Genomic DNA, 23,950 nt, shown 5'->3' on the forward strand with positions numbered 1-23,950 from the left:
CCCCAGTGTCGGCAGGCGTCAGAGCTTCGCGAGCAGCGCCCGGCGCGTGTCCTCGTCGACGAAGGCCGCCTCGATGCCCGTGCGGGTCAGATCGTCGATCTCCGCGTCACTGAAGCCGAAGGCATCGGCGGCCAGCTCGTATTCCCGTTTCAGCGAGGTATGGAAGAACGGCGGATCGTCCGAGCTGATCGTCACGCGCACGCCGGCTTCCTTCAGCTTGCGCAGCGGATGCGAGGCGAAATCCGGGAAAACCTTCAACGCGATATTCGAGCCCGGGCAGACTTCCAGCACGGTGCCGAGATCGGCCAGCCGCTTGACGAGATCGGTGCTTTCGATTGCCCTGACACCATGGCCGATGCGGGCCGGGCGCACGTCGTTCAGCGCATCCTCGACGCTGAAGGCGCCGCAGACCTCGCCGGCATGGATCGTCAGCCCGAGACCGGCGTCACGGGCGATATCGAAGGCCCGGGCATAATCCGCCACGCGGCCCATTCGTTCTTCACCGGCAAGGTTGAAACCGGTGATCAGCGGGTTTTGCGCCTTCGCGGCATATTCGGCAGCGCCGATCACGCTTTCCGGGCCGAAGTGACGTTCGCCGGTGACGATCAGCCGCGCCTCGATACCGCTCTTGGCCTTGGCGCGGCGAATGCCTTCGCAGACGCCCTCGATATAGGCATCGGCGCCGAGGTCGATACGCTTGCCATGATCGGGAGAGACGATGAGCTCGCTATAGATCGTGCCGATGCCGGAGAGCTCGGCGAGATAGGTTTCCGTCAGCAGCGCATAGTCTTCCTCGGTCTTGTAGACCTCGGAAACCTTGTCGTAGCACTCCAGGAAGCTTGCAAAATCATGCCAGACATAGGCGCCATCCCTGAGATAAGGCGTGATGTCGATATTGTACTTGCGTGCCTGTTCCAGCGTCAGCGCCGGCGGGGCCGCGCCCTCCAGGTGGCAGTGCAGCTCAACCTTCTTCAAATGCGATGTCATAAAAAGCTTCTCCCATGCGGCCCGGCGGCAATGCCGAGATGCCGGGCTACCGTTTCGCCGATATCGGCATATGTTCTGCGGATCCCGATATCGCGCGAGCGCAGCCCGGGTCCATAGGCGAGGATCGGAACGCGTTCGCGCGTGTGGTCGGTGCCGCGCCAGGTCGGATCGCAGCCGTGATCAGCGGTCAGGATTACCAGATCGCCGGGCGCCAGCTTGCGATGCACGTCGGGAAGGCGCGCATCGAAGGCTTCGAGCGCGGCGGCATAGCCGGGAACATCGCGGCGGTGGCCATAGATCATGTCGAAATCGACGAAATTCGTGAATACCAGCTCGCCGTCCTGCGCTTCGTCCATGGCGGCCAGCGACGCATCCATCAGCGCCTCGTTGCCGTTCGCCTTGATCACCCGCGAAACGCCCTGATGGGCGAAGATATCGCCGATCTTTCCGATGGCGTGCACCTTGCGTTCGGCGGTGACCAGCCGGTCGAGCAGCGTCGGCTCCGGCGGCGGTACTGAGAAGTCGCGCCGGTTGCCGGTCCGTTCGAAGGTCGAGGCCGTCTCGCCGATAAAGGGCCGGGCGATGACACGGCCGATATTGTAGCTGTCGAGCAGCGCCCGGGCGATGCGGCAGAAACCAAGCAGCCGCTCAAGCCCGAAATGCTTCTCGTGGGCAGCCACCTGGAAGACGGAATCCGCCGACGTGTAGCAGATCGGCTTGCCCGTGCGGATATGTTCCGCGCCGAAGCGGGCGATCACCTCGGTTCCCGAAGCATGGCAATTGCCGAGAATGCCGGGCACGTCGGCTGCCGAGCAGAGCGCCTCGACCAGCTGCGGCGGAAAGGCGTCGCCCTCGGTCGGGAAGTAGCCCCAATCGAAGGTGACAGGCGTACCGGCGATCTCCCAATGCCCGGATGGCGTATCCTTGCCGCGGGACACTTCGCTCGCGCATCCATGAATGCCGTAGACCTTCTCCGGCATCGGCATCCCCGCCGGAAACCGCCCGGTCGCCGCCTTCGCCGCCTGCAGCAACCCGAGAGCCGTCATATTCGGAAGCAGGAGCGGTCCGGACCGCAGCCCGGCGCGATCGGCAGCGCCGGCAGCGCAGAACTCGGCGATATGCCCAAGCGTATCTGCGCCCTCGTCGCCATAGCTGGAAGCATCCGGGCTTCCGCCCACACCGAAGGAATCGAGTACAAAAAGAAATGCACGTGCCATCATCAGACCAATTGCTGTGCGGCATCACGCCGCGATGGCGCTCAGGCATATAACGCCCGTGCTTGCTTGGCAAATTACAGGGCAGGGCTCAGCAGTCGCCGCAGGGGATATTGTCGTTCTGGCGCTGGCGGTAATAATAGGTCCGGCTGATTGTCAGCGTTTGCATATTGCCGGGCATGAATGCAGGGCCGAACGCAAGTAGTTGGTAAGGTATACTAAGTTCCGCGCGGACGAGGAAGCTACTTGCCTTTTGCATGTCAGCAGGAACGCCGGTCACAGTCGAACCTGCCGTGTATGGAGCAGTCGTTGAACTGTTCTGCCAAGACCACAGCACCTTGGCGTTGGCGCTGGCGTCCATCGTGATACCGGTGAGCTTGATCTGCATGTTCGTGGTGTTGACCGGAACGAAGATGCCGTTCGCCACGACGCTGATCTGCTGCAGCGAACTTTTGGTCACGCTTTGCTGTTGCGTCACGATATCTGCGACGGAGCCCGCCGCACGCGCCGCTCGCTTGCTGATGCTCAAACCGACCGTAATCTCGAACGCTCCGATATAGAGCATAACGAGGATCGGGAAGAGGATTGCAAATTCGATCGCACCCACACCGCTGCGGTCACCAATAAACCGCTTGAATATCGCGCTGCGCTTGAGGAGTGAAATACGCCGCATCACGGATACTGCTCGTTCTGGAATGCGGATGTCGCGACGATAAGATACTCGGTCAGTCGGGCCCCCGTCGTGGTCCGGTATGGCGTGATATACGGGCGCACCAGATCGGTGATGACCTGCCATTTGTAATAGGCTCGCACCATGTTCTTCGTGCCCGAACCACCGGGATTATACTGCATGGCCGTCGTATCGAGTCCGGTGGCATTCATCGGAATGGTTGTCGGAATATCCGAAAAGTTGGTGACCGTTCGCACATCCAGCCAGAGCTTGTCGGGAGTGGCGACTTCGGTGGCTGAGCATTGGATCAGGATCGAAACTTCATTGCAGAAGCGCTGCCTGAAAGCTTTGACGTCGGCTACATCGGTCGTTCGTCCGAGATTGAACGTGATTTGTCCGGTACGCATCTGGCGGCTGATCGTATCGACACCATTCGAGACAAGCTCTTCTGCCGCGAAGGCGACGAAGGTCTCGATGATCGCAAAGATCACCATGAAGTAGGGAATCGCGAGCATCGCAAATTCCATCGCCGCGGATCCGTCGCGCGAACGCCGGAATGCTGACCAGGTACCCGGCTTCGTTTTGACGAGCTGGGATGCGCTATGGTCCTGTTCGGCGCCGGTATCTTGGGGCGAAATCGTCATGCGCCAATCCTAGGGCGCGTTCGTTGATTTTCCGTTTCAGAGCGGAGCAATAATTTAACGGAAAATTGGAGCCTTCAGCCGCCCGTACCGGTTGCCTCTGCCTGTTGGCTATGCTGCTCGCAGTTGGGTGAGCAGGAGAGAACCGATCGATCGGTTTGACGGAAAACGCGCACCGTATTGCCTTCGTCGATCGAGACGAGGACGGTTTGATCCAGGATCGCGTTTCCGTCGGCATCGAGAAGAACGATATTGGTCGTGCCGAAGCTGCGGCCGGTCAACACAATGGTCTTGGCGTCCGCTACGGTTGCATCTGCAACCTTGGCGTTGCCGACAATAACCTTGCTCACGGCGCGGTCTAGTTTAAGAACGCGCGCGTGATCCATGTACACGCGCAGCAAATCTTCTTCTGCAGATGCCGACATTGGGGAGATTAGCCAGGGCAATGCAGCAATGCAGGCGACGAATATGGTCTTGCCGCGTGACGACATTGGGCTCTCTCTTCGGTTACGCAGAATTTTCAAACAGCATGGAAAAAATTGGTGAACGAAGTTTTAAGAGTCCCGGGATTCGGCAGATTGAAAGGCGAATCTTCCCAGAATGGAGCGAGATGGCTGCCGAAGCGGGAGGAGTGTGTCGTTTTGATATGGTTGATGTAGTAAAAAAGGACACGCTTAGGCCGCTACTGGCGAGGAGGCGCACGTATATAGGTAAAATAGTAATATAGGTACTAAGATATCGCTTACCATGGCGGCCTCTACTTTAGCATTAGCAACTTGGTAACCCTCTTCCTTAAGTCGATTGAAACAGCGCCTCGCTAGGTTGGGGCACATCCGATCAACGGCGAACAGTTGGCGGAGTGCTGAACATCAACTGGAGTTAGGAGTTACACATGACCAAGCTTGTTAGCCGTTTTCTGAAAGACGAATCGGGTGCGACCGCAATCGAATACGGCCTGATCGCCGCGCTGATCTCCGTTGCCCTGATCGCTGGCGCATCCAGCCTCGGCAACTCGCTGAGCACGACCTTCAACACGCTCTCGAACAAGATGAGCTCTGCTTCGACGACGGCAAACAACCGTTAATCGGCGCGCGAATGATTTATCCGAAGGCTCGCCGCAGCAGTGCGCGAGCCTTCGTGCTTTCTGGCGGAGGATAAAGAGTGGTTGCTGCAGTTGTATTCCTGATCTTCCCGCTCTGCCTGGCTGTAGCCGCCCTGACAGACCTGCTGTCAATGACGATTCCGAACCGGATCCCCATCATCCTGTCCGCGTCCTTCCTTCTTATCGCTCCCTTTGTCGCCGTTGATATGCCCCTGTTGATGTCGCATGGGCTCGCCGGGCTTTGCGTGTTTCTCGCCTGTTTCGCGCTCTTTGCTGCGAATGTCATGGGCGGGGGAGACGCGAAGCTTCTTTCGGCCTGCGCGCTCTGGTTCGGCATGAATCAGTCGCTTCTGTTGTTCGTCGCCGCGGTCGGCCTTTTCGGCGGACTGTTAACCTTCGCGATTCTGCTTATCCGGACGCAGTCGAACACGATCTTGGCGATCGGTATTCCGATCCCGAATTCTCTTATCCTGGCCAAAAAGATTCCATATGGTATTGCGATCGCTATCGGCGGATTTATCGCATTCCCATCCTCGCCGATCTTCATTTCCACACTGGAAGCCCTGAAATAGCGGCGTTTTAAACGCTCGTTAACTTAAAATGTAAGGCTTCCGTTAACTATAATTACACCAATTCAAGAGCATTCTGCGAGACGAATATGCATCGTCCCGAGGAATGATCGATGAAACCCGCCCGTCTTCTTATACTTTCAGTGGCCGTTGTCGCCGCCGGCCTGGCCGGCCTGCTGGCAATGCAGCTTGCTGGACGCGGTGGCGTCGTTACTCAGGTACAGTCGGTTGTCGAAAAGGAACCGACGGTCAACGTCCTTGTCTCCAGCGCCAATCTCGCTGTCGGATCGCGAATCGACGAAAAGACGGTTCATTGGATGCCTTGGCCTCAGGACGGCGTCGTCCAGGGCTTTATCACCGAGACGGAAAAGCCGGATGCCCTGAAGGAATTGCAGGGTGCGGTCGTCCGTTTGCCGATCTTCGAGGGCGAACCGATACGCCCTGAAAAGGTGGCGGATTCGAATAGCCGCATCCTTTCAGCTTTGCTTCCCGCCGGAAAGCGCGCCGTCGCCACCGAGATTTCGGTCGCAACAGGCGCTGGCGGCTTCATCCTGCCGAATGATCGCGTCGACGTCATCATGGTTCGCAAGGGGCAGGGCACCGACAAGTTCATAACCGAAAACGTGCTGAACAACGTTCGCGTCCTGGCGATCGACCAACAGATCCAGGAGAAGGAAGACGGCTCGAAAGCGGTGGTCGGCACGACCGCGACGCTGGAGCTGACCCCCGACCAATCCAAAGTCCTGATTGTCGCGCAGCAGATGGCCGACAGGCTTTCGCTGACGCTGCGTTCGGTCGCCGATGCGCAGGAGCAGGATACCACCGCGGCGGACTATCTGCTCAGCGGCGACAACGGAAATGCACTGGTTCAGGTCATCAAGTCGGGATCGATCGTGACCGATAGCGCTGCGCCGAAGGCAGAATGAGGACATCGAGATGACCAAGACCGCACGGCGCACCAAGCTTCTGCTCACCACTGTCATGTCGCTCACGGTTGCGATCACCGGCCTCGTGCCGGATTTCATGGCTCCCTTCTTCGGGGCAAACAAAGCATTTGCCGATGCCGACGGCATTGTCCGCATCTCGCAAAGCGGTCCTGGTGCCCATCGCCGCCTCAAGCTCGGCCTCAACAAGGCGGTCGTCGTCGATTTGCCTGAGGATGCGCATGATATCCTCGTTTCCGATCCGTCGATGGCCGACGCAGTGACGCGCACGTCGCGCCGCATCTATCTTTTCGGCAAGAAGGTCGGCCAGACGAACATCTTCATCTTTGGTGCTGACGGTCAGGAAGTCGTCAGCCTCGATATCGAAATCGAGCGCGACGTTTCCGGTCTCGAAGCAAATCTGAAGCGCTTCATTCCGGACTCGAACATCAATGTGGAGATCGTTTCCGACAACATCGTGCTGACCGGCACCGTGCGTACGCCCCAGGATGCGTCGCAGGCAGCTGACCTGGCTGGCGCCTTCCTGAAGGGTGGCGAAGCGACGACCCGCACGGAGACCGCATCCAGCACTGCACAGCAGGGCGATGTGGCTCTCTTTGCCGAAGCCCGCCAGCAGTCGCAGGTGGTCAACCTGCTGCAGATCCAGGGCGAGGATCAGGTAACGCTGAAGGTGACGATCGCTGAGGTTCGCCGCGAAATCCTCAAGCAGATCGGCTTTGACAATCTTGTTTCCGGCTCATCGGGCCTGACGGTTGCGCAGCTCGGAGCACCGGCCGTCGATGGCGCCGCGTCCGTCGCCGGTGGTGGTCTCGCAGCGCTCTTCAAGTCGTCGATCGGGAAATACGATATCTCGACCTACCTGAATGCACTTGAGCAGGCCAAGGTCGTCAGAACGCTCGCCGAGCCGACATTGACCGCAATCTCTGGGCAGGCCGCGACCTTCAATTCCGGTGGTCAGGTTCTGTATTCTACGACCGACAATGACGGTAACGTCACTGTCGTTCCCTACAATTACGGTATCAATCTCGGCTTCAAACCGGTGGTTCTCTCGTCGGGACGCATCAGTCTCGAGATCAAGACCAATGTTTCCGAGCCCGCTCCGTCGGCGACGGGTTCTGCGCCGACCTATCAGCGCCGCTCGGCCGAAACCTCGGTGGAACTTCCGTCCGGCGGCTCGATCGCCCTTGCCGGCTTGATCCGCGACAACGTTTCCCAGACCTCCAACGGCACGCCGGGGGTCAACAAGATTCCGCTGCTCGGCACGCTCTTCCGTCAGCGCACGGTCGAGCGCGATGAGACCGAACTGGTGATCATTGCGACGCCCTATCTGGTGCGCCCGGTTGCTCGCAACCAGCTCAACCGTCCGGACGATAATTTCAGCCCGGAGAACGACGGCCAGGCCTTCTTCATGAACCGTGTGAACAAGGTCTACGGCAGCCGCGAGGCGCCGGTCGCCGACGCGCAGTTCCATGGCTCCATCGGGTTTATCTACAAATGAGAACGGCGCAGCTGGAAACGATCATGATGAAGTCCAATCAGGCGGTAGCCGGTATGACACAGATGAAGACAAGCGCTCCGAAATTGCTGGCTATGGCCGGTCTGTTGGCTGCAGCCGCTCTGACGGGTTGCGCCGCGCCGCGCGACAATCTGACGACTGGCGGCATTCCCGACGATTACCGCCAGCGCCACCCGATCGTCGTGACCGAGGCTGAGCAGGCTGTCGATATCCCTGTTGCCACCACGGATCGCCGGCTGACAATCGCTCAAAAGGATCTCATTCGCGGCTTCGCAACGATGTACATCTCGCGCGCGTCCGGCCCGGTTTACCTGATGTCGCCGCAGGGCTCCGCCAACGCCTCGGCGGTTAGCCAGCTGCGGGGCCAGGTCCGCGCCGAGCTTGCTTCGCGCGGCATCTCGACCTCCAAGATTGTCTACGCCTCCTATGCCGCGGCAGGTGGCGGAGATGCGGCACCCATCCGCCTGACCTTCACGGGTACGACCGCCGTAACGACCCAATGCGGCCAGTGGCCGAAGGATATCGGCGGCGGCTTCGACAATCAGAACTACTACAATTTCGGCTGCGCCTATCAAAACAACCTGGCGGCGCAGGTTGCCAATCCCGAAGACTTCATTGCGCCGCGCGGCATGACGCCGATCGATGCAGCGCGCCGCAACGACGCGATCACTGAGTATCGAACCTACCGGACGACGCTCGAGCAAACCAATGACTCTGGCTTCTAATAACGGAACCGAACGATGAGCGCAGTCGAATACGAGATCAAGAACACGACCGAGCTTCGCAACGCCGAAGAAGCCGTTCGCATGGCCGATCTCGAGAATATGCGGCCTCTGCCGCGTATTTCGGTTCACGCCTTCTGCGAAAGCGAAGGGCTGCAGGAAGTGATGGAACGCTGCGGCAACGATCGCCGCGTTTCCAAGGTCAGCCTGCGCATCACCAGCGGTGGCATCGCCGCTGCCGCCAACATGTTCCAGACGACGCCGACGCCGAACCTCATCATTCTCGAGACCAAGGCGAGCGCTGCAAACCTGCTCGCCGAGCTGGCGCCGCTTGCCAGCGTCTGCGATCCCTCGACCAAGGTCGTCATCGTCGGCTACTATAACGATATCGCGCTTTACCGAGAACTGATCCGCAACGGCATCTCCGAATATATGGTGCAGCCGGTCTCCATGCCCGATGTCATGATGGCCATGGCGCAGATCTTCGTCGATCCGGATGCCGAGCCGCTTGGCCGCAGCATTGCTTTCATCGGCGCCAAGGGCGGCGTCGGTGCCTCGACCATCGCCCACAACTGCGCCTTCGGCATCTCCAGCCTGTTCTCGACAGAAACGATCCTCGCCGATCTCGACCTTCCCTATGGCACGGCTAACATCGATTTCGACCAGGATCCGACGCAGGGTATCGCCGAAGCCGTCTACGCGCCGGAGCGCTTGGACGAAGTATTTCTAGATCGCCTGCTGACGAAGTGCTCAGAGCATCTGTCGATGCTGGCGGCGCCGTCGCTCCTCGATCGCGCCTATGATTTTGACGGTCACGCATTCCAGCCGGTTCTCGACGTGTTGCAGCGGAGTGCCCCGGTCACGGTTCTCGATGTTCCGCATGTTTGGTCGGAATGGACGCGCTCGGTGCTCAGCGCGGCAGACGAGGTTGTGATCTGCGCCGCGCCCGATCTGGCTAACCTGCGCAACACCAAGAACATGCTCGACGCGTTGCGCAAGCTGCGTCCGAACGACAAGGCGCCGCATCTGATCCTTAACCAGGTTGGCATGCCGAAGCGTCCGGAAATTGCTCCCGGCGACTTCTGCGAGCCGCTGGAGACCGATCCGATCGCGATCATTCCGTTCGATATCAACCTCTTCGGCAATGCGGCGAATAGCGGCCGGATGATCTCCGAAATGGATCCCAAGTCGCCGACAGCGGAAACCTTCTCGCAGCTTTCGCATATCGTCACCGGCCGTGTCGCCGTGAAGAAGGCAAAGCGCGGCGGCCTTCTCGGACTTCTGAAGCGCGGCAAGTAACGTAAAGCGTAGATTGGAATTGGCATGTTCGGAAAACGCGGAAATGATGGTTTCGGAAAGGCTGGCGGCGTAGCAGCGCCACCGCCGCCGGTTGCCGCTGCCGCACCGGCATCCACCTCACCGCAGGTTCTCGTCGAGCCAGCCCGGGAGAATGCACGCCAGCAGGTGGCGCCGCCGCCGATGCAGACGCCGCAGCGCCGGCGCCCGGTTCGCACCGAAGAATATTACGACACCAAGGCGCAGGTCTTTTCCGCGCTCATCGACACGATCGACCTGTCGCAGCTTGCCAAGCTCGATGCCGAGAGCGCGCGCGAAGAAATCCGCGATATCGTCAACGACATCATCACAATCAAGAACTTCGCGATGTCGATTTCCGAGCAGGAAGAACTGCTCGAAGACATCTGCAACGACGTTCTCGGTTATGGTCCGCTTGAGCCGCTGCTGGCGCGCGACGATATCGCCGACATCATGGTCAATGGCGCCGGCCAGACCTTCATCGAAGTCGGCGGCAAGACGATGGAATCGGAAATCCGCTTCCGTGACAACTCTCAGCTCCTGTCGATCTGCCAGCGCATCGTCAGCCAGGTCGGCCGCCGCGTCGATGAATCAAGCCCGATCTGCGACGCCCGCCTTCCTGACGGCTCGCGTGTCAACGTCATCGCCCCGCCGCTGGCGATCGACGGGCCGGCCCTGACCATTCGCAAGTTCAAGAAGGACAAGCTGACCCTGGACCAGCTGGTCCGCTTCGGCGCGATCACGCCCGAGGGCGCGACGCTGCTGCAGATCATCGGCCGCGTTCGCTGCAACGTCGTCATCTCCGGCGGTACCGGTTCCGGTAAGACGACGCTGCTGAACTGCCTGACGAATTACATCGACCGTGACGAGCGTGTGATCACTTGCGAAGATACGGCCGAACTGCAGCTGCAGCAGCCGCATGTCGTCCGTCTCGAAACGCGCCCGCCGAACATCGAAGGTGAAGGCGAGATCACCATGCGCGATCTCGTCAAGAACTGCCTGCGTATGCGCCCTGAACGCATCATCGTCGGCGAAGTGCGCGGACCCGAGGTCTTCGACCTTCTGCAGGCGATGAACACCGGCCACGACGGCTCGATGGGCACGATCCACTCGAACTCACCGCGTGAATGCCTGAGCCGTATCGAATCGATGATCGCCATGGGCGGCTTCAGCCTTCCCGCCAAGACCGTCCGCGAAATCATCGCCGGTTCGATCGATGTCATTGTCCAGGCGGCTCGCCTCCGCGATGGTTCGCGCCGCATTACGGCGATCACCGAGGTGATCGGCATGGAAGGCGATGTCATCATCACCCAGGACCTGATGCGCTACGAGATTGAAGGCGAAGATGCCGCCGGCCGCCTGATCGGCCGCCATATGTCGACCGGTATCGGCAAGCCGAATTTCTGGGACCGTGCCCGCTACTATAACGAAGAAAAGCGCCTGGCCGCTGCTCTCGATGAGATGGAAGCAAAGTCGAAGGGGGCATGATGTTCGGGCTTGATCCAGTCGTTCTCGGTATCATTCTCTTCGTTGCAGTTGCTGCGGGTGCAGTTTGCTACGGCGTTCTGTTCACGAGGATGGAGACGGAAAAGAAGGCGACTAACCGCGTCAACCGGGTAAGTTCCGCCGAGACGGATCGCGCTAACGTCAAGGCGGCGCGCGACCGTGTTCAGGAGATGTCCAAGCGCCGTAAATCGGTGCAGGACAATCTGAAGGACCTCGAGAAGCGACAGCAGGAAAGCTCGAAACGAAAACTGTCATTGAAATCGCGGCTGACACAGGCAGGCTTTTCGATGACCCCGGCAAAATTCTACATGTTCAGTGCAATCCTAGGCCTCTTCCTGATGGTGGTGGCGTTTCTCGCGGGCGCTCCCGTTATGATCGTTCTGGCGCTGCCGATTGTTGGCGGTTTGGGTTTGCCGCGCTGGATTCTCGGGTTCCTTATCAAGCGCCGGCAGAACAAGTTTCTCGACGAATTTCCGAATGCGCTTGATGTCATCGTGCGCTCGATCAAGTCGGGTCTTCCCCTGAACGACGCAATTCGCCTGATTGCTAACGAAGGCCGCGACCCTGTGAAGTCGGAGTTCCGACGCGTCGTCGAGGCGCAGCAGGTCGGCCTCAGCGTTCCCGATGCCTGCATGCGCATGACCAACTATATGCCGCTTCAGGAAGTCAGCTTCTTTGCCATCGTCATCGCTATCCAGTCTCAGGCCGGTGGTAACCTGTCCGAGGCGATCGGAAACCTCTCCAAGGTGCTGCGCGACCGCAAAAAGATGAAGGCCAAGGTCAAGGCGCTATCGATGGAAGCGAAGGCCTCGGCATGCATCATCGGCGCATTGCCGTTCATCGTCGCTACGTTGGTCTATCTGACCTCGCCGCAATACATGACGATCCTTTTTACCGATCCGCGTGGTCATCTGATCATGGGGCTCTCGGCGGTTTGGATGTCCATCGGCATTTTTGTCATGCGCAACATGGTCAGCTTTGACATCTAACGGAGAGGACGCAAACCATGTCTTCGGATCTTGCTTCACGACTGACCGATCCAGCCATGCTCGTTGCGTTGTTCGTGGCGATCGCCGTTTTCGCCACGTTGTACACGATAGCCGTTCCGTTCTTTGAACGCGGTGATTTGAACAAGCGCATGCGAGCCGTCTCGACAGAGCGTGACCAGATTCGTGCTCGCGAACGCGCCCGCATGAACGCTGACGCCGGAGCAGGAAAAGCCTCGCTCCGTGCCCAGAACAACCGCTCCGTTCGCCAGATCGTCGAGCGCTTCAATCTGCGTGAAGCTCTTGTCGATGAAAACACTATGAACAAGCTGAGAGCGGCGGGCTACCGGTCCGAAAACGCGCTCAACACCTTCCTCGTTGCCCGTTTCCTACTGCCGTTCCTGTTTCTCGCAGCCGGCGCATTCTATGTTTTCGGCCTCGGGCACCTGATCGAGAAGCCGCTTCCGATCCGTCTGCTCGCCGTCATTGGCACTGCCTATCTCGGCTTCTATGCCCCGAACATCTTCATCTCGAACCGCATGGGCAAGCGCCAGCATTCAATCAAGCGTGCTTGGCCGGATGCGCTCGACCTGATGCTGATTTGCGTGGAATCGGGCATCTCCATCGAAGCTGCGATGCGCCGCGTTTCGGAAGAGCTTGGCGAGCAGTCACCGCCGCTGGCTGAGGAAATGGTCCTGACCACTGCTGAGCTCTCATTCCTGCCTGACCGTCGCCAAGCGCTCGAAAACCTCGGCACACGCACGCAGATCCCGCTCGTCCAGTCCGTCACCCAGGCGCTGATCCAGGCAGACCGCTACGGTACGCCTATCTCCCAGGCGCTCCGCGTTCTGGCGCAGGAAGGCCGTGACGAGCGTATGAACGAGGCGGAGAAGAAGGCCGCCGCGCTGCCGCCGAAGCTCACCGTTCCGATGATCCTGTTCTTCTTGCCGGTGCTCGTTGCCGTCATTCTCGGGCCGGCCGGTATCCAGGTTGCCGATCGCTTCTGAAGTCTCTTGAAGGCTTCGGCGAATGGGTTTAGCCATAGGCTCCGCGTGACTGGCGATTGAGATGGATGACCATCGGGGAGCGCGGGCTTTACGCCGCTCGCCTGGGCACCTTCGGTCACAAAGGAGCCCCTATGTCTTCAGCTGCCATTCTTTTCAGTATTTTTGCCGCCATGCTCGTCGGTGCCATGAGCCCCGGCCCAAGCTTCGTGGTCGTATCGCGCATTGCCATTTCCCGCTCGCGCCTGGATGGGCTGGCCGCCGCGGTCGGCATGGGCGTCGGCGGCATCACTTTCAGCGTGCTTGCTCTTGCGGGGTTGACGGCGCTGCTGACGCAATTCGCCTGGCTCTATATCGTTCTGAAGGTCGCCGGCGGTGCCTATCTCGTCTACATCGCCTACCGGATCTGGCGGGGCGCAAAAGAGCCGCTGACGGTTGGTGATGCCATGGACGACCGCTCGTCGATCCGCCGCAGCTTCACAACGGCGCTGCTGACGCAGCTCAGCAATCCGAAGACGATTATCGTTTATGCCAGCATCTTTGCGGCCTTCCTGCCGAAGGTCATTCCGCTTGGCGTCATCATCGGCCTGCCGATCGGCATCTTTGCAATCGAGGCTGGATGGTACGCGGTCGTGGCGCTGGCTTTCTCGTCGCAGCGCCCGCGCCGCGCCTATTTGGCCGCGAAAGCCTGGATCGATCGCGCAGCCGGGCTCGTCATGGGTGGCCTCGGGCTGAGGCTGATCGTTTCCGGCATGATGCTGCGCTAGTCTATCTTGGCGTCAGTTGGTGTTGTTCGGCTGCTGGCCGTCCTTGGAAGCGAGCTTCTGCCAAGAATTCTGCTGCGACAGCATCGAGCGTAGGTAGGCGACATTGGCGTCTGCCTGCTGCTGCGAAAGTTCGCGGCGGGCGATCTGCTCTGCCTCGGGGAAGCGTCCCTGCAGGCCGACGACCAGCGCCAGGTTCTGGCGGACGCGGCTGTCGGCGGTCGGCTGGCCAGCCGCCTGTCGCAGATAGGTCTCCGCGGTGCGAAGATCGCCGGTCAGCACATAGGACATGCCGAGATTGGAGAGGACGGACGGTTCGTTCGGCATGATGTCGAGCGCGTCGCGGTAGCGGGCGCGGGCCTCGCTCGGCTTGCCCATCTGGTCGAGAATGGCGCCCTGGGCGGAAACCAGCTTCCAGTCCGGACGATCAGGCGTCTGAGCACGGCCGATCGTGTCGAGCGCCTGCTGCAGCTGTCCGGCAGCGGCCTGCGCCTTGCCGTAGGCAGCAAGAACATTTCGGTCATTCGGATTGGAGATCGCCACCTGCTGCATGACGGCCAGCGCCTGCGCGTCGCGGCCGGCCGAGCGCAGCAGCGTCGCGTAATAGACGCCGTTGACGGGATCGCGCGGGTTCTTCTCGTAGATCTGGCCCGCGCGCTCGGTGGCGCTGCGCACTTCGTTGACGTCCATGCTTTCCACGGGTCGCGTCGAAGCCGGGATCGACCCCGTCGTCATCTTGTCCTTGGTGGTCGAGCAGCCGGCAAGCGCTAGGCCGATCATTGCCAAAGCGGCCCCCTGGAGGATACGGTTCTTGAACGGAGTGGTAGCCGAACGAGGCATGGCGCTTTCCTGAATTCAGAAACAGGCGCCTGACCTCTAAGCGGAACAGGGAAAGGTGTGACGCAATCTTCGCTCCAGCAATAGTCTGTTAACCCTAACAGACCGTTAAAAAACGATTCCGATACCGCCGAAGGACATCATGGCCCCCTATCAATTTATTGAGAGACCGACCCCTTTCAACAACAAGGGCGGCTCGACGCTTCCGATTTTCGCCGTCACCCCCGCGCATATCGAGACCGGCACGATCGATCCGATCGCCCTCGACTGGGCAAAGAAGGCAGGTTATCGCGCCGAAAGCGGCTCGCTGCTTTTGATCCCGACCGCGGAAGGCCATCTTGGTGGCGCGCTGTTTGGCCTCGGCACCAATCCGTCAGAACAGCCCTACATCACCGGCAAGCTGGCGCGCTCGCTGCCGGCCGGCGACTGGCATATAGAAACTGCACCGCTGACGGCAAACCGCCTGTCTCTAGGCTTTGGTCTCGGCAGCTACCGCTTCGATCGCTACCGCTCCGAAAAGCCCGCCGCAGCAACGCTGATGATCCCGCGCGATGCCGATGCTGCCGATATCAAGCGTCAGCTTGCCGGCGTCTTCCTCGCCCGCGACCTGATCAATACCCCGACCAACGATATGGGCCCCGAGCAGCTGGAAGGAGCCTTCCGCGGTCTCGCCGAGCACTACAAGGCAGAGATGTCCGTCATCATCGGCGATGACCTGCTCAAGCAGAACTTCCCGCTGGTCCATACCGTCGGCCGCGCCAGCGCCGATGCGCCGCGTCTGCTCGAGCTGCGTTGGGGCAAGAAGGGTCATCGCAAGGTTACGCTTGTCGGCAAGGGCGTCTGCTTCGATACCGGCGGCCTCGACATCAAGCCGGCATCGTCCATGCTGCTGATGAAGAAGGACATGGGTGGGGCGGCCAACGTCATGGGCCTGGCGCTGATGATCATGGATGCCAAGCTGAAGGTCGACCTGCGCGTGATCATCCCCGTTGTCGAGAACTCGATCTCGGCCAATGCCTTCCGTCCGGGCGACATTTACAAGAGCCGCAAGGGCCTGACCGTTCAGATCGACAATACCGATGCCGAAGGCCGTCTCATCCTGGCGGATGCGCTCACCTATGCCGACGAGGAATCCCCGGATCTCCTGATCGATATGGCAACGCTGACCGGTGCCGCCCGCGTTGCACTGGGTCCTGATCTGCCGCCTTTCTTCACCGATGACGAGGGCCTTGCTCACGATCTGACGGAAGCCAGCCTCGAGACCGACGATCCGCTGTGGCGCCTGCCGCTCTATATGGGCTACGACAAGGACATCCGCGCCAAGATCGCCGATATCACCAATGCACCGGCAGGCGGCATGGCTGGTGCCATCACCGCGGCCCTGTTCCTGAAGCGCTTCGTCAGCAAGGCGAAAAGCTGGGCGCATTTTGACATCTACGGCTGGGCACCCTCCGAGCGTGCACATTCCCCGGGTGGTGGCGAAGCGCAGGCGATCCGCGCGCTCTACCACCATATCCGCCAAGGCGCCTGAGCCGATCGTTAAAATTTTATTCACCTTGAGAGGCGGCAGTTCATGCCGCCTCTTGCATGAGGGCAGCAGCCTGCGAAAATAGGAACGTTAGCGTAACGATTTTCCGGAGAGGCCGTGCCGATCGAACTGAGTGCATCCCAGGCATTGGGGCTCTGGCATGGCGTGGCGCTCGATCAGGTGCGCCACGACGATCGCGACCTGACACTGCGCCAGATGGCGATTCTCCTGCATATCTATCTCGTCCCGCCGCCGCATACCGTGCGCGGGCTCGCCGCCACGCTGGGCGTCACTAAGCCCGTCATTACCCGCGCTCTCGACACGATGGGTGAAATGGGCCTCGTCGACAGGGTGCGCGATGACGCGGATCGGCGTAGTGTGATCATCAAGCGCACCGTCGGCGGCGCGCTTTATCTCGAGAAGCTGGGCGATCGCGTGCGCGAGCAGGGCCGCAAGCTTCCGGTATAAGGGCAAGAGTAAAGGATTGTCATGACCATGTTCGACCGGCGCCTCAACGCCTATAGACCGGATCTCGCCGAGGCCTCCCTCAAGGGCAAGGTCGAGGCCGAGCGCTTCGTCGAGGGCATGCCGGCACGGATCGCGGTTCCCGTCGCGCCGCTTCGCCCGGTCCCGGATCTGGCACGCGGCATCGATACGGAATTGCTGATGGGCGAGGACGTCACCGTCTTCGACCGTTCGAACGGTTGGTGCTGGGTCAAGGCGGCCTCTGACGGTTATGTCGGCTATCTCTCGGAGGCGATGCTGGCGACGGTTGATGCCGAGCCGACGCATGTCGTCAATGTCCAGCGCACCTTCATCTATCCCGAGCCTGAGCTCCGAAAGCCCTACCAGACGATCCTGTCGATGGGCAGCCGTGTTCGCGTCACCGGTCAGGCCGAGGCGCGGGGCAATCACTACCATGTGCTGGCCGATGGAACGGCGATTTTCGAAAAGCACCTGCAGCCGATCGGCGCGGGTGAGGGCGCCGACTACGTCGAGGTCGCGCTGCAGTTTCTGAATACGCCCTATCTCTGGGGTGGCCGCTCGGGGCTCGGGATCGATTGCTCCGGCCTCGTTCAGCTCGCGGCCTTGATGACCGGCCGCAGCACGCCGCGCGACACGGATATGCAGGCGGCAGCTCTTGGTACGCCGATCGACCGCTCGGAGCTTCGACGCGGCGATCTGGTGTTCTGGAAGGGCCATGTGGCGATCATGGAAGACCCGGATACCATCATCCATGCCACCGGCCACACGATGACCGTCGCCCGCGAGAATTTCGAGGAAGCGGTCAAGCGTATCGGCTGGCTCTACGAGATGCCGACTGGCTACCGTCGCCCGTTCTAATCTCTAGCGGTGCCTCGGATCCAGCCAGTCGCGCAGTCCGTCGCCCAGCATGTTGAACCCGAGAACGGCAAGCGCGATCGCCAGGCCGGGCAGTATCGCCAGCCATGGCGCGATGCCCATGAAGGTCTGCGAATCGGCCAGCATCTTCCCCCAGGTCGGCGCAGGCGGCGCCATGCCGAGACCGAGAAAGCTCAGGCCTGCCTCAGTCAGGATCGCCAGCCCCAGCTGGATCGTGGCGTGAACGATGATCTGGCCCATGATATTCGGCGCCACATGCCGGATCGAGATCGTCAGGCGGCTGTTGCCGATTGCCTGTGCCGCAAGCACATAGTCGCGGCTCCACGCCTGTAATGAGGTCGCCAGCGTCACGCGTGCGAAGACCGGGATCATGAAGACGGCGATCGCGGTGATGGCCGTGAACCGGCCGGGGCCGAGAAAGGCACCGAGGATCATCGCCGAGAGGATCGGCGGCAGCGCGAATATCACGTCGCAGACGCGCATCAGCACCGCTTCGAACGGTCCGCGGATTGCTGCAGCGGAAATGCCGATGATCGAGCCGATCGTTCCGCCAATGGCAACTGCGGTGACCGCGATCGACAGGGAGTTCCAGCACCCGACCATCAGCATCGACAGCACGTCGCGGCCGAATTGATCGGTGCCGAGCAGCCCATAGGCAAGCGGCGGCTGCAGCTTGTGAATGATCTGCATCTTCGCTGGCGGCAATGGCGTCCAGAACAGCGAGAGCACGGCAATAGCTGCTAGGATGCCGACGATCACGGCTCCTGCGATCAGACTAATTCGCCGGCTAATTCTGTTGGCTCCGAGCTGCGCTCCCGTCGCGACAAAGAATGCCATCACGCCCCCTCCCGCCGCAGCCGCGGATCGATGGCGAGATAGGACATGTCGACGATGAAATTCATGATGATGACGAGCGCCGCAAAGAACAGCACCACGTCCTGCATGACGATGATATCCCGCTGCGCAAGCGCCTGCAGCGCTAGCCGCCCCAGCCCCGGGAGGTTGAAGACGTTCTCGACCAGCACCGCGCCGGCGACGAGAAAGGTGAACTGCAAGCCAAGCACCGCCAGGATCGGGATCAGCGCATTCGGCACAGCATGGCGCCACAGCACACCCTTGTCCGAAAGACCCTTGGCCCGCGCGGTCCGCGTGAAATCCTCATGCAGCACGTCGAGCACCGCCGAGCGCGTCACCCGCGTCAGCACCGCCGCCTGCGGCAGGGCGAGCGCGAAGGCGGGCATGACGAGCGCCCGTAGTGCGGCGGCGATGCCATTTTCCCAACCGGGAAAGCCGCCGGCCGGCATCAGCCCGAGCGTCGTCGAAAACAGGATGATCATCAACAGCGCCACCCAGAAGCCCGGAACTGCGATGCCCATTTGCGAGAACAGCGTGGCGGCGATATCGGCGATGCCACCACGGCGGGCGGCGGCGAAAGTGCCGAGCGGCAGGGCAATGGCAATCGAGATCAGGATGGCGAAGATGGCAAGCGGCAGGGTGACGGCAAGCCGCTCGGCAATCAGCCCGGCGACCGGCACGCTGTATGTATAGGACTGGCCGAGGTCGCCGCGGAGAACGCCGGCGACCCAATGGCCGTAGCGGACGATCAGCGGCTGATCGAGACCCAGATCATGGCGGAGTGCCGCAAGCGTATCGGGCGCCGCCGAGGTGCCGAGCATGATCGACGCTGGATCGCCGGGCAGCAGGTCCATGACTGCAAAGATCAGGAAGGAGACGATGAGGAGGGTGACGACCAGACCGGCAATGCGGCGGGAGAGCAGGGCGATCATGTAGCTCGCGCCTTGTGCGATACCGCTTGAGTTGGCGCGCGGCGGCCCGACGTTTCTCCCTCATCCCTGTGCTCGTCACAGGAATCCAGCCACCGCGCGTCTGCGCGGTGAATGAATCGAAATCCGGGAGAGGAGTCTTCAGCGCCCCAGGACTGGGGCGCGCTGGATTCCTGTGACAAGCACAGGAATGAGGGAGGGTGAAGGGCGTGCGCAGACACTACGCTATGGCAATCCCGGTTGATGACCCTACCTCCAGCCGAGCATCCGATCATTCCTCCCACGAAACATTCGTCAAAACGTTCGACGGGATCGGCTCGTTCTTCCATAGCCCCTTCAGCTTCTTGTCCCAGACGCCGAGCTTGGGCATGACGAAGAGATAGAGGGCGGGTACGTCTTCCGCCAGGATTTTCTGAGCCTCGCCATAGAGCTTGTTCTGCTCGGCCGGGTCGGCCGTCAGCTGCACCTTCTTCAGCAGCGCGTTGAAGTCGGGATTGTTGTAGTTGAAGTAATAGGGATCGCGCGAATAGATATCGATGTCCATCGGTTCCGCATGGGCGACGATGGTCATCTCGTAGGCGCGGTCCTTCATCACATCCTGCACCCATTTCGCCGGAAACTCGGTCGGCTCGATATTCATCGTCACGCCGATCTCGGCAAACATCGCCTGCATCACCTGAGCGCTGCGCGGTGCATAGGCCATCTGCGGCACCTTGATGGTGAAGGAGAAGCCGTTCGGATAGCCGGCTTCGGCAAGCAGCGCCTTGGCCTTTTCAGGATTGTAGGCGAGCACGCCGGTCATGTCCTGATAGCCGGGATCGTTCGGGGTGTAATGGCTGCCGATCGCCGTCCCGAGGCCGGACCATGCGCCTTCGATCACCGTCGGCCGGTCGATCGCCATCATCAGCGCCTGACGCACCCGCTTGTCGTCGAACGGCTTCCTGGCATTGTTCATCCCGGCAACCACCTTGAGTTCGGTATTGCCGATCTCCGTCGTCAGGCGGGTATCGCCGTCGAAGGAGCTCATCAATTCAGGAGCGCCGAATTCCGGAATGGCGTCGATATCGCCTGATTTCAGCGCTGCCGCCTGGGCCTGCGGGTCGGCGATGAAGCGGAAGGTTACCTTGTCGAGCTTCACCGAGACCTGCTTGTTCCAGTAGGCATCGTTTCTCGCCAACTCGACCTTGTCGCCCTTCGCCCAGTTGACGAATTTGAAGGGTCCGGTGCCGACGGGTACGGTCTTGTCATTGTCGGCGGATTTCGGGCCGACCATGACCGAAGCGGGCCAGCCGAGCCAGTAGAGCAGACTGCCGGTCGGCTCCGAGAGATGCAGCACGAGCGTGCGGGCATCCGGCGTATCGATCGAGGCGATCGACGCGAAGAAGCGCTTTTGCGGATTGACGGAGTCCTTGCCGCGCGCCCGCTCCAGCGAGAATTTCGCCGCTGTCGCATCGAAGGTCTCACCGTCGTGGAAAGTCACGCCATCCTGCAGCTTGAACGTATAGGTCAGCCCGTCAGCAGAGACCTCCCAGCTCTTTGCCAGCTGCGGCTGCACCTTGCCGTCCTCGCCGATCGAGACCAGACCCTCGAAAACATTCTGCCAGGTCACCTGGCCGATCGCCACAGGCGCGGCGATAGTCGGGTCGAGACCGGTGGGTTCGACGGCCATGCCGAGATTGAGCGTGGTCTTGGGAGCGGCATGGGCGGGAAGAGCGGTTGCGGCTGCGATGGCGCAGGCTGCAGCAAAGGACTGCATGCGGCGGGCGGAACGGATGAGGCGGAGCATGTATATCCCGTCTTATATGGTGAACACGTTTTGTGTTCTCTGTGTACTAAAAAGCGATACACACCAAAAACGCGGGAAACGCAAGGTCTGGAAAGGCGGAACGCTAGCGGCTGGCGTTCGAGCGCATGAACTCTTCGATGAAGCCGCTGAGCTTGGCGGCAGCGAAGGACAATTGCCGGTCGGGCGCGATCGACAGCTCCGCATGCGTGCGAATCGTGCTTTCGCTGGCAAGCGGAATGGCGGTCAGCGTGCCAGCCTCGAGCTCGCGGCGCACCGAAAGCCGCGGCAGCAGCGTTGCGGCCATGTCGCTGAGCACGAGTTCCTTCAGCATCTCCAGCGCGCTGACGGTAAAGGCCGGTTCGAAAGTCAGGCCCTGGCGCTCCGCTGCGGCGTCGAAGGCCTGGCGGAAGCCGAACGACGTTTCCGGCAGCGCCAGCGCGTGCCGCGCCAATTCGCGAAGCGTCACTTCCTTGCGTCCGGCGAGCGCGTGGCGGCTGGAGGCGATCACCCCATAGGTGATCTCCGAGCGGGCGATCACCTTGGCCTCGGTCATCTGCGGCGCGAACAGGGTCAGCGCCATATCGGCGCGCGCCGAATTGACGGCTTCCACCGCCTGCCGCGCGCTGGTGATCATCACCTCGAAGCGGATGCTGGGATAGGTCTTGCTGAACTCGGCAAGCGCCGGGGTGAGCAGGCTGGCCACGATCGCGCCATTGGCAAAGATCGTCACCCTTCCACGCTCCAGCCCCTTCAGATCCTCGATCAGCTGCTGCACATGTTCGAGCTCGCGCAGCGTTCGCCCGGCGCGCGCCGCAAGCAGCTCTCCGGCAGCCGTCAGCGTCACACCGCGGGCACTGCGCTCGACGAGCGGCGTGCCAAAATAGTCTTCGAGATTTTCGATCTGGCGGCTGACCGCAGTCGGAGCGACATTGAGGTTCTCGGCCGCCTGCCGCATCGAACTGGTTCTCACCAGCTCGTCGAAATACATCAGCGCCCGGATCTGCATGCGGTTCTCCTGCCTCTCGTCTGCCGCTTCTCTTTAGGCAATCGCCGAAGGTCCGGCTAGCCGTCCCGCCACGCGCGTTGCGCGCCTTCATGCGGCAGGGCGGTTGCCTCGTAGACGCCGCGCGCGATCGCCCGGGCCATGACGATACCGGCGAGATGGCAGAGTTCCATGAAGCCGGGCGCATCGATCGGCTTCGCGCCCGTTGCGGCTGAAAGAACGGTATCACCGTCGAGCGGCAGATGGGCCGGGAGCAGCGCGCGTGCCAGGCCATCATGGGCAGCAATCGAAAGCCGGTGGGCCTGCGCCTTGGTCAGTACCGCGTCGGTCACCACAGCGCCGATCGTCGTCGCCGGGGCGCTCATGCCCTTCAGGCGCATGCGGTGATCGATCGTTGCGGGCATGCCGAGCCCGCCGAACTCACTATCCTGCTCGAAGGGTGCCGCCCAGAAATGCCGGCCGTCGCCGATCGTCGCCGAACCCAGCGCGTTGACCGCGACGATCGCCCCGATCCTGTGGCCGCCGCTGCCGACTGTGCTCGCCGAGCCGAGGCCACCCTTGAAGGTCGCTGTCGTCGCACCGGTTCCGGCGCCGACCGTTCCCACCTCAAAGCGTCCAGTCGAGGCATCAGCGCAGGCGGCATAGCCCAGATCGCGATAGGGCGCATGCAGCCCCCAGTCCTTATCGCCGCCATTCAGGAGGTCGAAGAGGATCGCCTGCGGCACGATCGGGACGCGCACATCGCCGACCGCAAAGCCACGTCCGGCTTCGCGCAACCAGGACTGGACGCCGCCTGCGGCATCGAGACCGAAAGCCGAACCGCCGGAGAGAACGAAGGCATCGACCTTTTCGACCGTCATCGATGGGTCGAGCAAGGCGGTATCGCGCCCGCCCGGCGCACCGCCGAGAACGGTGCCCGAGGCAATCGCCGGCTGGTCGAAAATGATGGCGGTAACGCCCGATCCGAGCGTCAGGTCGGTGGCGTGGCCAACGGAGAGGCCTTCGATATCGGTGATGAGATTGAGCAAGTCGGTCCCCTTTGGCGGCGATTAGGAGCGCAACGACAGGCAAAAAAACAAGACCGGCCCCGATGATGATGGGGGCCGGTCAGAAAACTTCGGTTGAAATGAAGCGGGAAAGCCTGTGCCTGCAATCAGGCATGAAGCGGCTTCGGATGGCGGCGGGTCATCAGGTCGTGGATAGCGACCCTCACCTCGTCGGGAGAACGGAAACGCTGCTCATCGAGGTCGTGAACGTGAAACTTCACGGCGATGAACTTCAGCCGGTCTTCATCCGGAATGACGATCCCGACGGGAACGCCTGCATATTCGATAACTTGCTTTTTCATGCGTAGAACTCCTGCCGCGCGGACTGCGCGAGCGATGGCGAATTGACTTGTCTTGTACCGTTGAGAGGGGGGACGAACGTCACATTCGACAGTTCGGGCGGGAGAGGGCGCCCGGACGGTCATTGCCGAGCACAGAGCGCCCAAGGAGATAGGCGAGAATATCGATTTCAATCATGTCTCGTTCCTTGCGTTGGCGTTGCACTCGTGGTGGTCCCGTAGAGCCGGGACCGGCGATAACTATCTCTATTAATCTACTAATGTAGTAGAGAATAGGCGATAATCAGTCAGAAACATATTCCGAAACGTGTCAAAATATCGGCGATCGGAAAAATTTCATTCCATCTTACCCAAACTTGCAGAAAG

At 61.0% G+C, this 23,950-nt stretch carries 25 protein-coding genes and 1 riboswitch; of the genes, 13 read left to right on the top strand and 12 right to left on the bottom strand.

Annotated elements, in window-relative coordinates:
- Positions 1-18 precede the first annotated feature (18 nt).
- The 5 genes from ABIE40_RS00830 to ABIE40_RS00850 all read right to left on the bottom strand — a co-directional run bounded on the left by ABIE40_RS00830 (position 19) and on the right by ABIE40_RS00850 (position 4,003).
- A complete protein-coding gene (locus tag ABIE40_RS00830) occupies positions 19-987 on the bottom strand; it encodes an adenosine deaminase (RefSeq protein WP_199625925.1) in 969 nt (322 codons plus the stop codon).
- Entirely contained in the window at positions 984-2,204 is a 1,221-nt protein-coding gene (locus tag ABIE40_RS00835; RefSeq protein WP_199626727.1) for a phosphopentomutase, read from the bottom strand. The genes ABIE40_RS00830 and ABIE40_RS00835 overlap by 4 nt, the downstream gene beginning before the upstream one ends.
- A gap of 88 nt (positions 2,205-2,292) precedes the next feature.
- On the bottom strand, positions 2,293-2,874 hold the full coding sequence (locus tag ABIE40_RS00840) for a TadE/TadG family type IV pilus assembly protein (protein ID WP_199625926.1): 582 nt from the start codon (positions 2,872-2,874) through the stop codon (positions 2,293-2,295).
- Positions 2,874-3,515: a TadE/TadG family type IV pilus assembly protein gene (locus tag ABIE40_RS00845; RefSeq protein WP_199625927.1), complete on the bottom strand. Its 642-nt coding sequence runs from the start codon at positions 3,513-3,515 to the stop codon at positions 2,874-2,876. The genes ABIE40_RS00840 and ABIE40_RS00845 overlap by 1 nt, the downstream gene beginning before the upstream one ends.
- Positions 3,516-3,589: 74 nt before the next feature.
- On the bottom strand, positions 3,590-4,003 hold the full coding sequence (locus tag ABIE40_RS00850) for a pilus assembly protein N-terminal domain-containing protein (RefSeq protein WP_199625928.1): 414 nt from the start codon (positions 4,001-4,003) through the stop codon (positions 3,590-3,592).
- Between the two features lie 401 nt (positions 4,004-4,404).
- Here ABIE40_RS00850 and ABIE40_RS00855 point away from each other — a divergent pair, with 401 nt between their 5' ends.
- The 10 genes from ABIE40_RS00855 to ABIE40_RS00900 all read left to right on the top strand — a co-directional run bounded on the left by ABIE40_RS00855 (position 4,405) and on the right by ABIE40_RS00900 (position 13,942).
- Positions 4,405-4,596 carry a Flp family type IVb pilin gene (locus tag ABIE40_RS00855; protein WP_199625929.1) on the top strand — a complete coding sequence of 64 codons (192 nt, stop codon included), beginning with the start codon at positions 4,405-4,407 and terminating at the stop codon, positions 4,594-4,596.
- Positions 4,597-4,673: 77 nt separating this feature from the next.
- Complete coding sequence (locus ABIE40_RS00860) at positions 4,674-5,186, top strand: A24 family peptidase (RefSeq protein WP_199625930.1); 513 nt, start codon at positions 4,674-4,676, stop codon at positions 5,184-5,186.
- A 110-nt stretch (positions 5,187-5,296) separates the two neighbouring features.
- The gene (gene cpaB, locus ABIE40_RS00865; protein WP_112714052.1) at positions 5,297-6,109 is read left to right on the top strand and encodes a Flp pilus assembly protein CpaB; all 813 of its coding nucleotides are present in this window, start codon (positions 5,297-5,299) and stop codon (positions 6,107-6,109) included.
- 10 nt (positions 6,110-6,119) lie between these two features.
- Complete coding sequence (locus ABIE40_RS00870; protein WP_199625931.1) at positions 6,120-7,625, top strand: type II and III secretion system protein family protein; 1,506 nt, start codon at positions 6,120-6,122, stop codon at positions 7,623-7,625.
- 26 nt (positions 7,626-7,651) lie between these two features.
- Entirely contained in the window at positions 7,652-8,368 is a 717-nt protein-coding gene (locus tag ABIE40_RS00875) for a CpaD family pilus assembly protein (RefSeq protein WP_199626729.1), read from the top strand.
- Positions 8,369-8,383: 15 nt separating this feature from the next.
- Complete coding sequence (locus ABIE40_RS00880; protein WP_199625932.1) at positions 8,384-9,664, top strand: CpaE/TadZ family protein; 1,281 nt, start codon at positions 8,384-8,386, stop codon at positions 9,662-9,664.
- A gap of 24 nt (positions 9,665-9,688) precedes the next feature.
- Entirely contained in the window at positions 9,689-11,167 is a 1,479-nt protein-coding gene (locus tag ABIE40_RS00885; RefSeq protein WP_199625933.1) for a TadA family conjugal transfer-associated ATPase, read from the top strand.
- Positions 11,167-12,174 carry a type II secretion system F family protein gene (locus tag ABIE40_RS00890; protein ID WP_199626731.1) on the top strand — a complete coding sequence of 336 codons (1,008 nt, stop codon included), beginning with the start codon at positions 11,167-11,169 and terminating at the stop codon, positions 12,172-12,174. Before ABIE40_RS00885 ends, ABIE40_RS00890 begins: the two co-directional genes overlap by 1 nt.
- A gap of 17 nt (positions 12,175-12,191) precedes the next feature.
- Positions 12,192-13,178, top strand: coding sequence for a type II secretion system F family protein (locus tag ABIE40_RS00895; RefSeq protein ID WP_199625934.1), 987 nt, complete (start codon positions 12,192-12,194; stop codon positions 13,176-13,178).
- Positions 13,179-13,213: 35 nt separating this feature from the next.
- A riboswitch (ZMP/ZTP riboswitch) is annotated at positions 13,214-13,292 on the top strand.
- A 17-nt stretch (positions 13,293-13,309) separates the two neighbouring features.
- Positions 13,310-13,942, top strand: coding sequence for a LysE family translocator (locus tag ABIE40_RS00900; RefSeq protein ID WP_199625935.1), 633 nt, complete (start codon positions 13,310-13,312; stop codon positions 13,940-13,942).
- 12 nt (positions 13,943-13,954) lie between these two features.
- Here the strand turns inward: ABIE40_RS00900 and ABIE40_RS00905 are convergent, their stop codons facing one another.
- The gene (locus ABIE40_RS00905; RefSeq protein WP_199625936.1) at positions 13,955-14,779 is read right to left on the bottom strand and encodes a tetratricopeptide repeat protein; all 825 of its coding nucleotides are present in this window, start codon (positions 14,777-14,779) and stop codon (positions 13,955-13,957) included.
- 139 nt (positions 14,780-14,918) lie between these two features.
- On the opposite strand from ABIE40_RS00905, the gene ABIE40_RS00910 reads away from it, so the two are divergent.
- The 3 genes from ABIE40_RS00910 (at position 14,919) to ABIE40_RS00920 (ending at position 17,648) form a co-directional block, all read left to right on the top strand.
- Entirely contained in the window at positions 14,919-16,307 is a 1,389-nt protein-coding gene (locus ABIE40_RS00910) for a leucyl aminopeptidase family protein (protein WP_199625937.1), read from the top strand.
- Between the two features lie 114 nt (positions 16,308-16,421).
- The gene (locus tag ABIE40_RS00915) at positions 16,422-16,772 is read left to right on the top strand and encodes a MarR family transcriptional regulator (protein WP_199625938.1); all 351 of its coding nucleotides are present in this window, start codon (positions 16,422-16,424) and stop codon (positions 16,770-16,772) included.
- A 21-nt stretch (positions 16,773-16,793) separates the two neighbouring features.
- Positions 16,794-17,648: a C40 family peptidase gene (locus ABIE40_RS00920; RefSeq protein ID WP_199625939.1), complete on the top strand. Its 855-nt coding sequence runs from the start codon at positions 16,794-16,796 to the stop codon at positions 17,646-17,648.
- Between the two features lie 3 nt (positions 17,649-17,651).
- Here ABIE40_RS00920 and ABIE40_RS00925 read toward each other — a convergent pair whose 3' ends face one another.
- From ABIE40_RS00925 to ABIE40_RS00950, 6 genes are all read right to left on the bottom strand, one after another.
- Positions 17,652-18,503 carry an ABC transporter permease gene (locus ABIE40_RS00925; protein ID WP_199625940.1) on the bottom strand — a complete coding sequence of 284 codons (852 nt, stop codon included), beginning with the start codon at positions 18,501-18,503 and terminating at the stop codon, positions 17,652-17,654.
- Positions 18,503-19,453 carry an ABC transporter permease gene (locus ABIE40_RS00930; RefSeq protein ID WP_199625941.1) on the bottom strand — a complete coding sequence of 317 codons (951 nt, stop codon included), beginning with the start codon at positions 19,451-19,453 and terminating at the stop codon, positions 18,503-18,505. Before ABIE40_RS00930 ends, ABIE40_RS00925 begins: the two co-directional genes overlap by 1 nt.
- 268 nt (positions 19,454-19,721) lie before the next feature.
- On the bottom strand, positions 19,722-21,236 hold the full coding sequence (locus tag ABIE40_RS00935) for an ABC transporter substrate-binding protein (RefSeq protein WP_199625942.1): 1,515 nt from the start codon (positions 21,234-21,236) through the stop codon (positions 19,722-19,724).
- Between the two features lie 103 nt (positions 21,237-21,339).
- Positions 21,340-22,242, bottom strand: coding sequence for a LysR substrate-binding domain-containing protein (locus ABIE40_RS00940; RefSeq protein ID WP_199625943.1), 903 nt, complete (start codon positions 22,240-22,242; stop codon positions 21,340-21,342).
- Positions 22,243-22,298: 56 nt separating this feature from the next.
- Positions 22,299-23,267, bottom strand: coding sequence for a P1 family peptidase (locus ABIE40_RS00945; RefSeq protein ID WP_199625944.1), 969 nt, complete (start codon positions 23,265-23,267; stop codon positions 22,299-22,301).
- 125 nt (positions 23,268-23,392) lie between these two features.
- The gene (locus ABIE40_RS00950) at positions 23,393-23,587 is read right to left on the bottom strand and encodes a hypothetical protein (RefSeq protein WP_130279326.1); all 195 of its coding nucleotides are present in this window, start codon (positions 23,585-23,587) and stop codon (positions 23,393-23,395) included.
- Between the last annotated feature and the right edge of the window lie 363 nt (positions 23,588-23,950).

Source organism: Rhizobium sp. OAE497 (assembly GCF_040546565.1).
GTDB lineage: Bacteria > Pseudomonadota > Alphaproteobacteria > Rhizobiales > Rhizobiaceae > Rhizobium.

Excerpts from the sequence above, each read along its gene's own strand:
- ABIE40_RS00830 (WP_199625925.1), bottom strand. The coding sequence starts at position 987 with ATGACATCGCATTTGAAGAAGGTTGAGCTGCACTGCCACCTGGAGGGC.
- ABIE40_RS00835 (WP_199626727.1), bottom strand. The coding sequence starts at position 2,204 with ATGGCACGTGCATTTCTTTTTGTACTCGATTCCTTCGGTGTGGGCGGA.
- ABIE40_RS00840 (WP_199625926.1), bottom strand. The coding sequence starts at position 2,874 with ATGCGGCGTATTTCACTCCTCAAGCGCAGCGCGATATTCAAGCGGTTT.
- ABIE40_RS00845 (WP_199625927.1), bottom strand. The coding sequence starts at position 3,515 with ATGACGATTTCGCCCCAAGATACCGGCGCCGAACAGGACCATAGCGCA.
- ABIE40_RS00850 (WP_199625928.1), bottom strand. The coding sequence starts at position 4,003 with ATGTCGTCACGCGGCAAGACCATATTCGTCGCCTGCATTGCTGCATTG.
- ABIE40_RS00855 (WP_199625929.1), top strand. The coding sequence starts at position 4,405 with ATGACCAAGCTTGTTAGCCGTTTTCTGAAAGACGAATCGGGTGCGACC.
- cpaB (WP_112714052.1), top strand. The coding sequence starts at position 5,297 with ATGAAACCCGCCCGTCTTCTTATACTTTCAGTGGCCGTTGTCGCCGCC.
- ABIE40_RS00870 (WP_199625931.1), top strand. The coding sequence starts at position 6,120 with ATGACCAAGACCGCACGGCGCACCAAGCTTCTGCTCACCACTGTCATG.
- ABIE40_RS00875 (WP_199626729.1), top strand. The coding sequence starts at position 7,652 with ATGAAGTCCAATCAGGCGGTAGCCGGTATGACACAGATGAAGACAAGC.
- ABIE40_RS00880 (WP_199625932.1), top strand. The coding sequence starts at position 8,384 with ATGAGCGCAGTCGAATACGAGATCAAGAACACGACCGAGCTTCGCAAC.
- ABIE40_RS00885 (WP_199625933.1), top strand. The coding sequence starts at position 9,689 with ATGTTCGGAAAACGCGGAAATGATGGTTTCGGAAAGGCTGGCGGCGTA.
- ABIE40_RS00890 (WP_199626731.1), top strand. The coding sequence starts at position 11,167 with ATGTTCGGGCTTGATCCAGTCGTTCTCGGTATCATTCTCTTCGTTGCA.
- ABIE40_RS00895 (WP_199625934.1), top strand. The coding sequence starts at position 12,192 with ATGTCTTCGGATCTTGCTTCACGACTGACCGATCCAGCCATGCTCGTT.
- ABIE40_RS00900 (WP_199625935.1), top strand. The coding sequence starts at position 13,310 with ATGTCTTCAGCTGCCATTCTTTTCAGTATTTTTGCCGCCATGCTCGTC.
- ABIE40_RS00905 (WP_199625936.1), bottom strand. The coding sequence starts at position 14,779 with ATGCCTCGTTCGGCTACCACTCCGTTCAAGAACCGTATCCTCCAGGGG.
- ABIE40_RS00910 (WP_199625937.1), top strand. The coding sequence starts at position 14,919 with ATGGCCCCCTATCAATTTATTGAGAGACCGACCCCTTTCAACAACAAG.
- ABIE40_RS00920 (WP_199625939.1), top strand. The coding sequence starts at position 16,794 with ATGACCATGTTCGACCGGCGCCTCAACGCCTATAGACCGGATCTCGCC.
- ABIE40_RS00925 (WP_199625940.1), bottom strand. The coding sequence starts at position 18,503 with ATGGCATTCTTTGTCGCGACGGGAGCGCAGCTCGGAGCCAACAGAATT.
- ABIE40_RS00930 (WP_199625941.1), bottom strand. The coding sequence starts at position 19,453 with ATGATCGCCCTGCTCTCCCGCCGCATTGCCGGTCTGGTCGTCACCCTC.
- ABIE40_RS00935 (WP_199625942.1), bottom strand. The coding sequence starts at position 21,236 with ATGCTCCGCCTCATCCGTTCCGCCCGCCGCATGCAGTCCTTTGCTGCA.
- ABIE40_RS00940 (WP_199625943.1), bottom strand. The coding sequence starts at position 22,242 with ATGCAGATCCGGGCGCTGATGTATTTCGACGAGCTGGTGAGAACCAGT.
- ABIE40_RS00950 (WP_130279326.1), bottom strand. The coding sequence starts at position 23,587 with ATGAAAAAGCAAGTTATCGAATATGCAGGCGTTCCCGTCGGGATCGTC.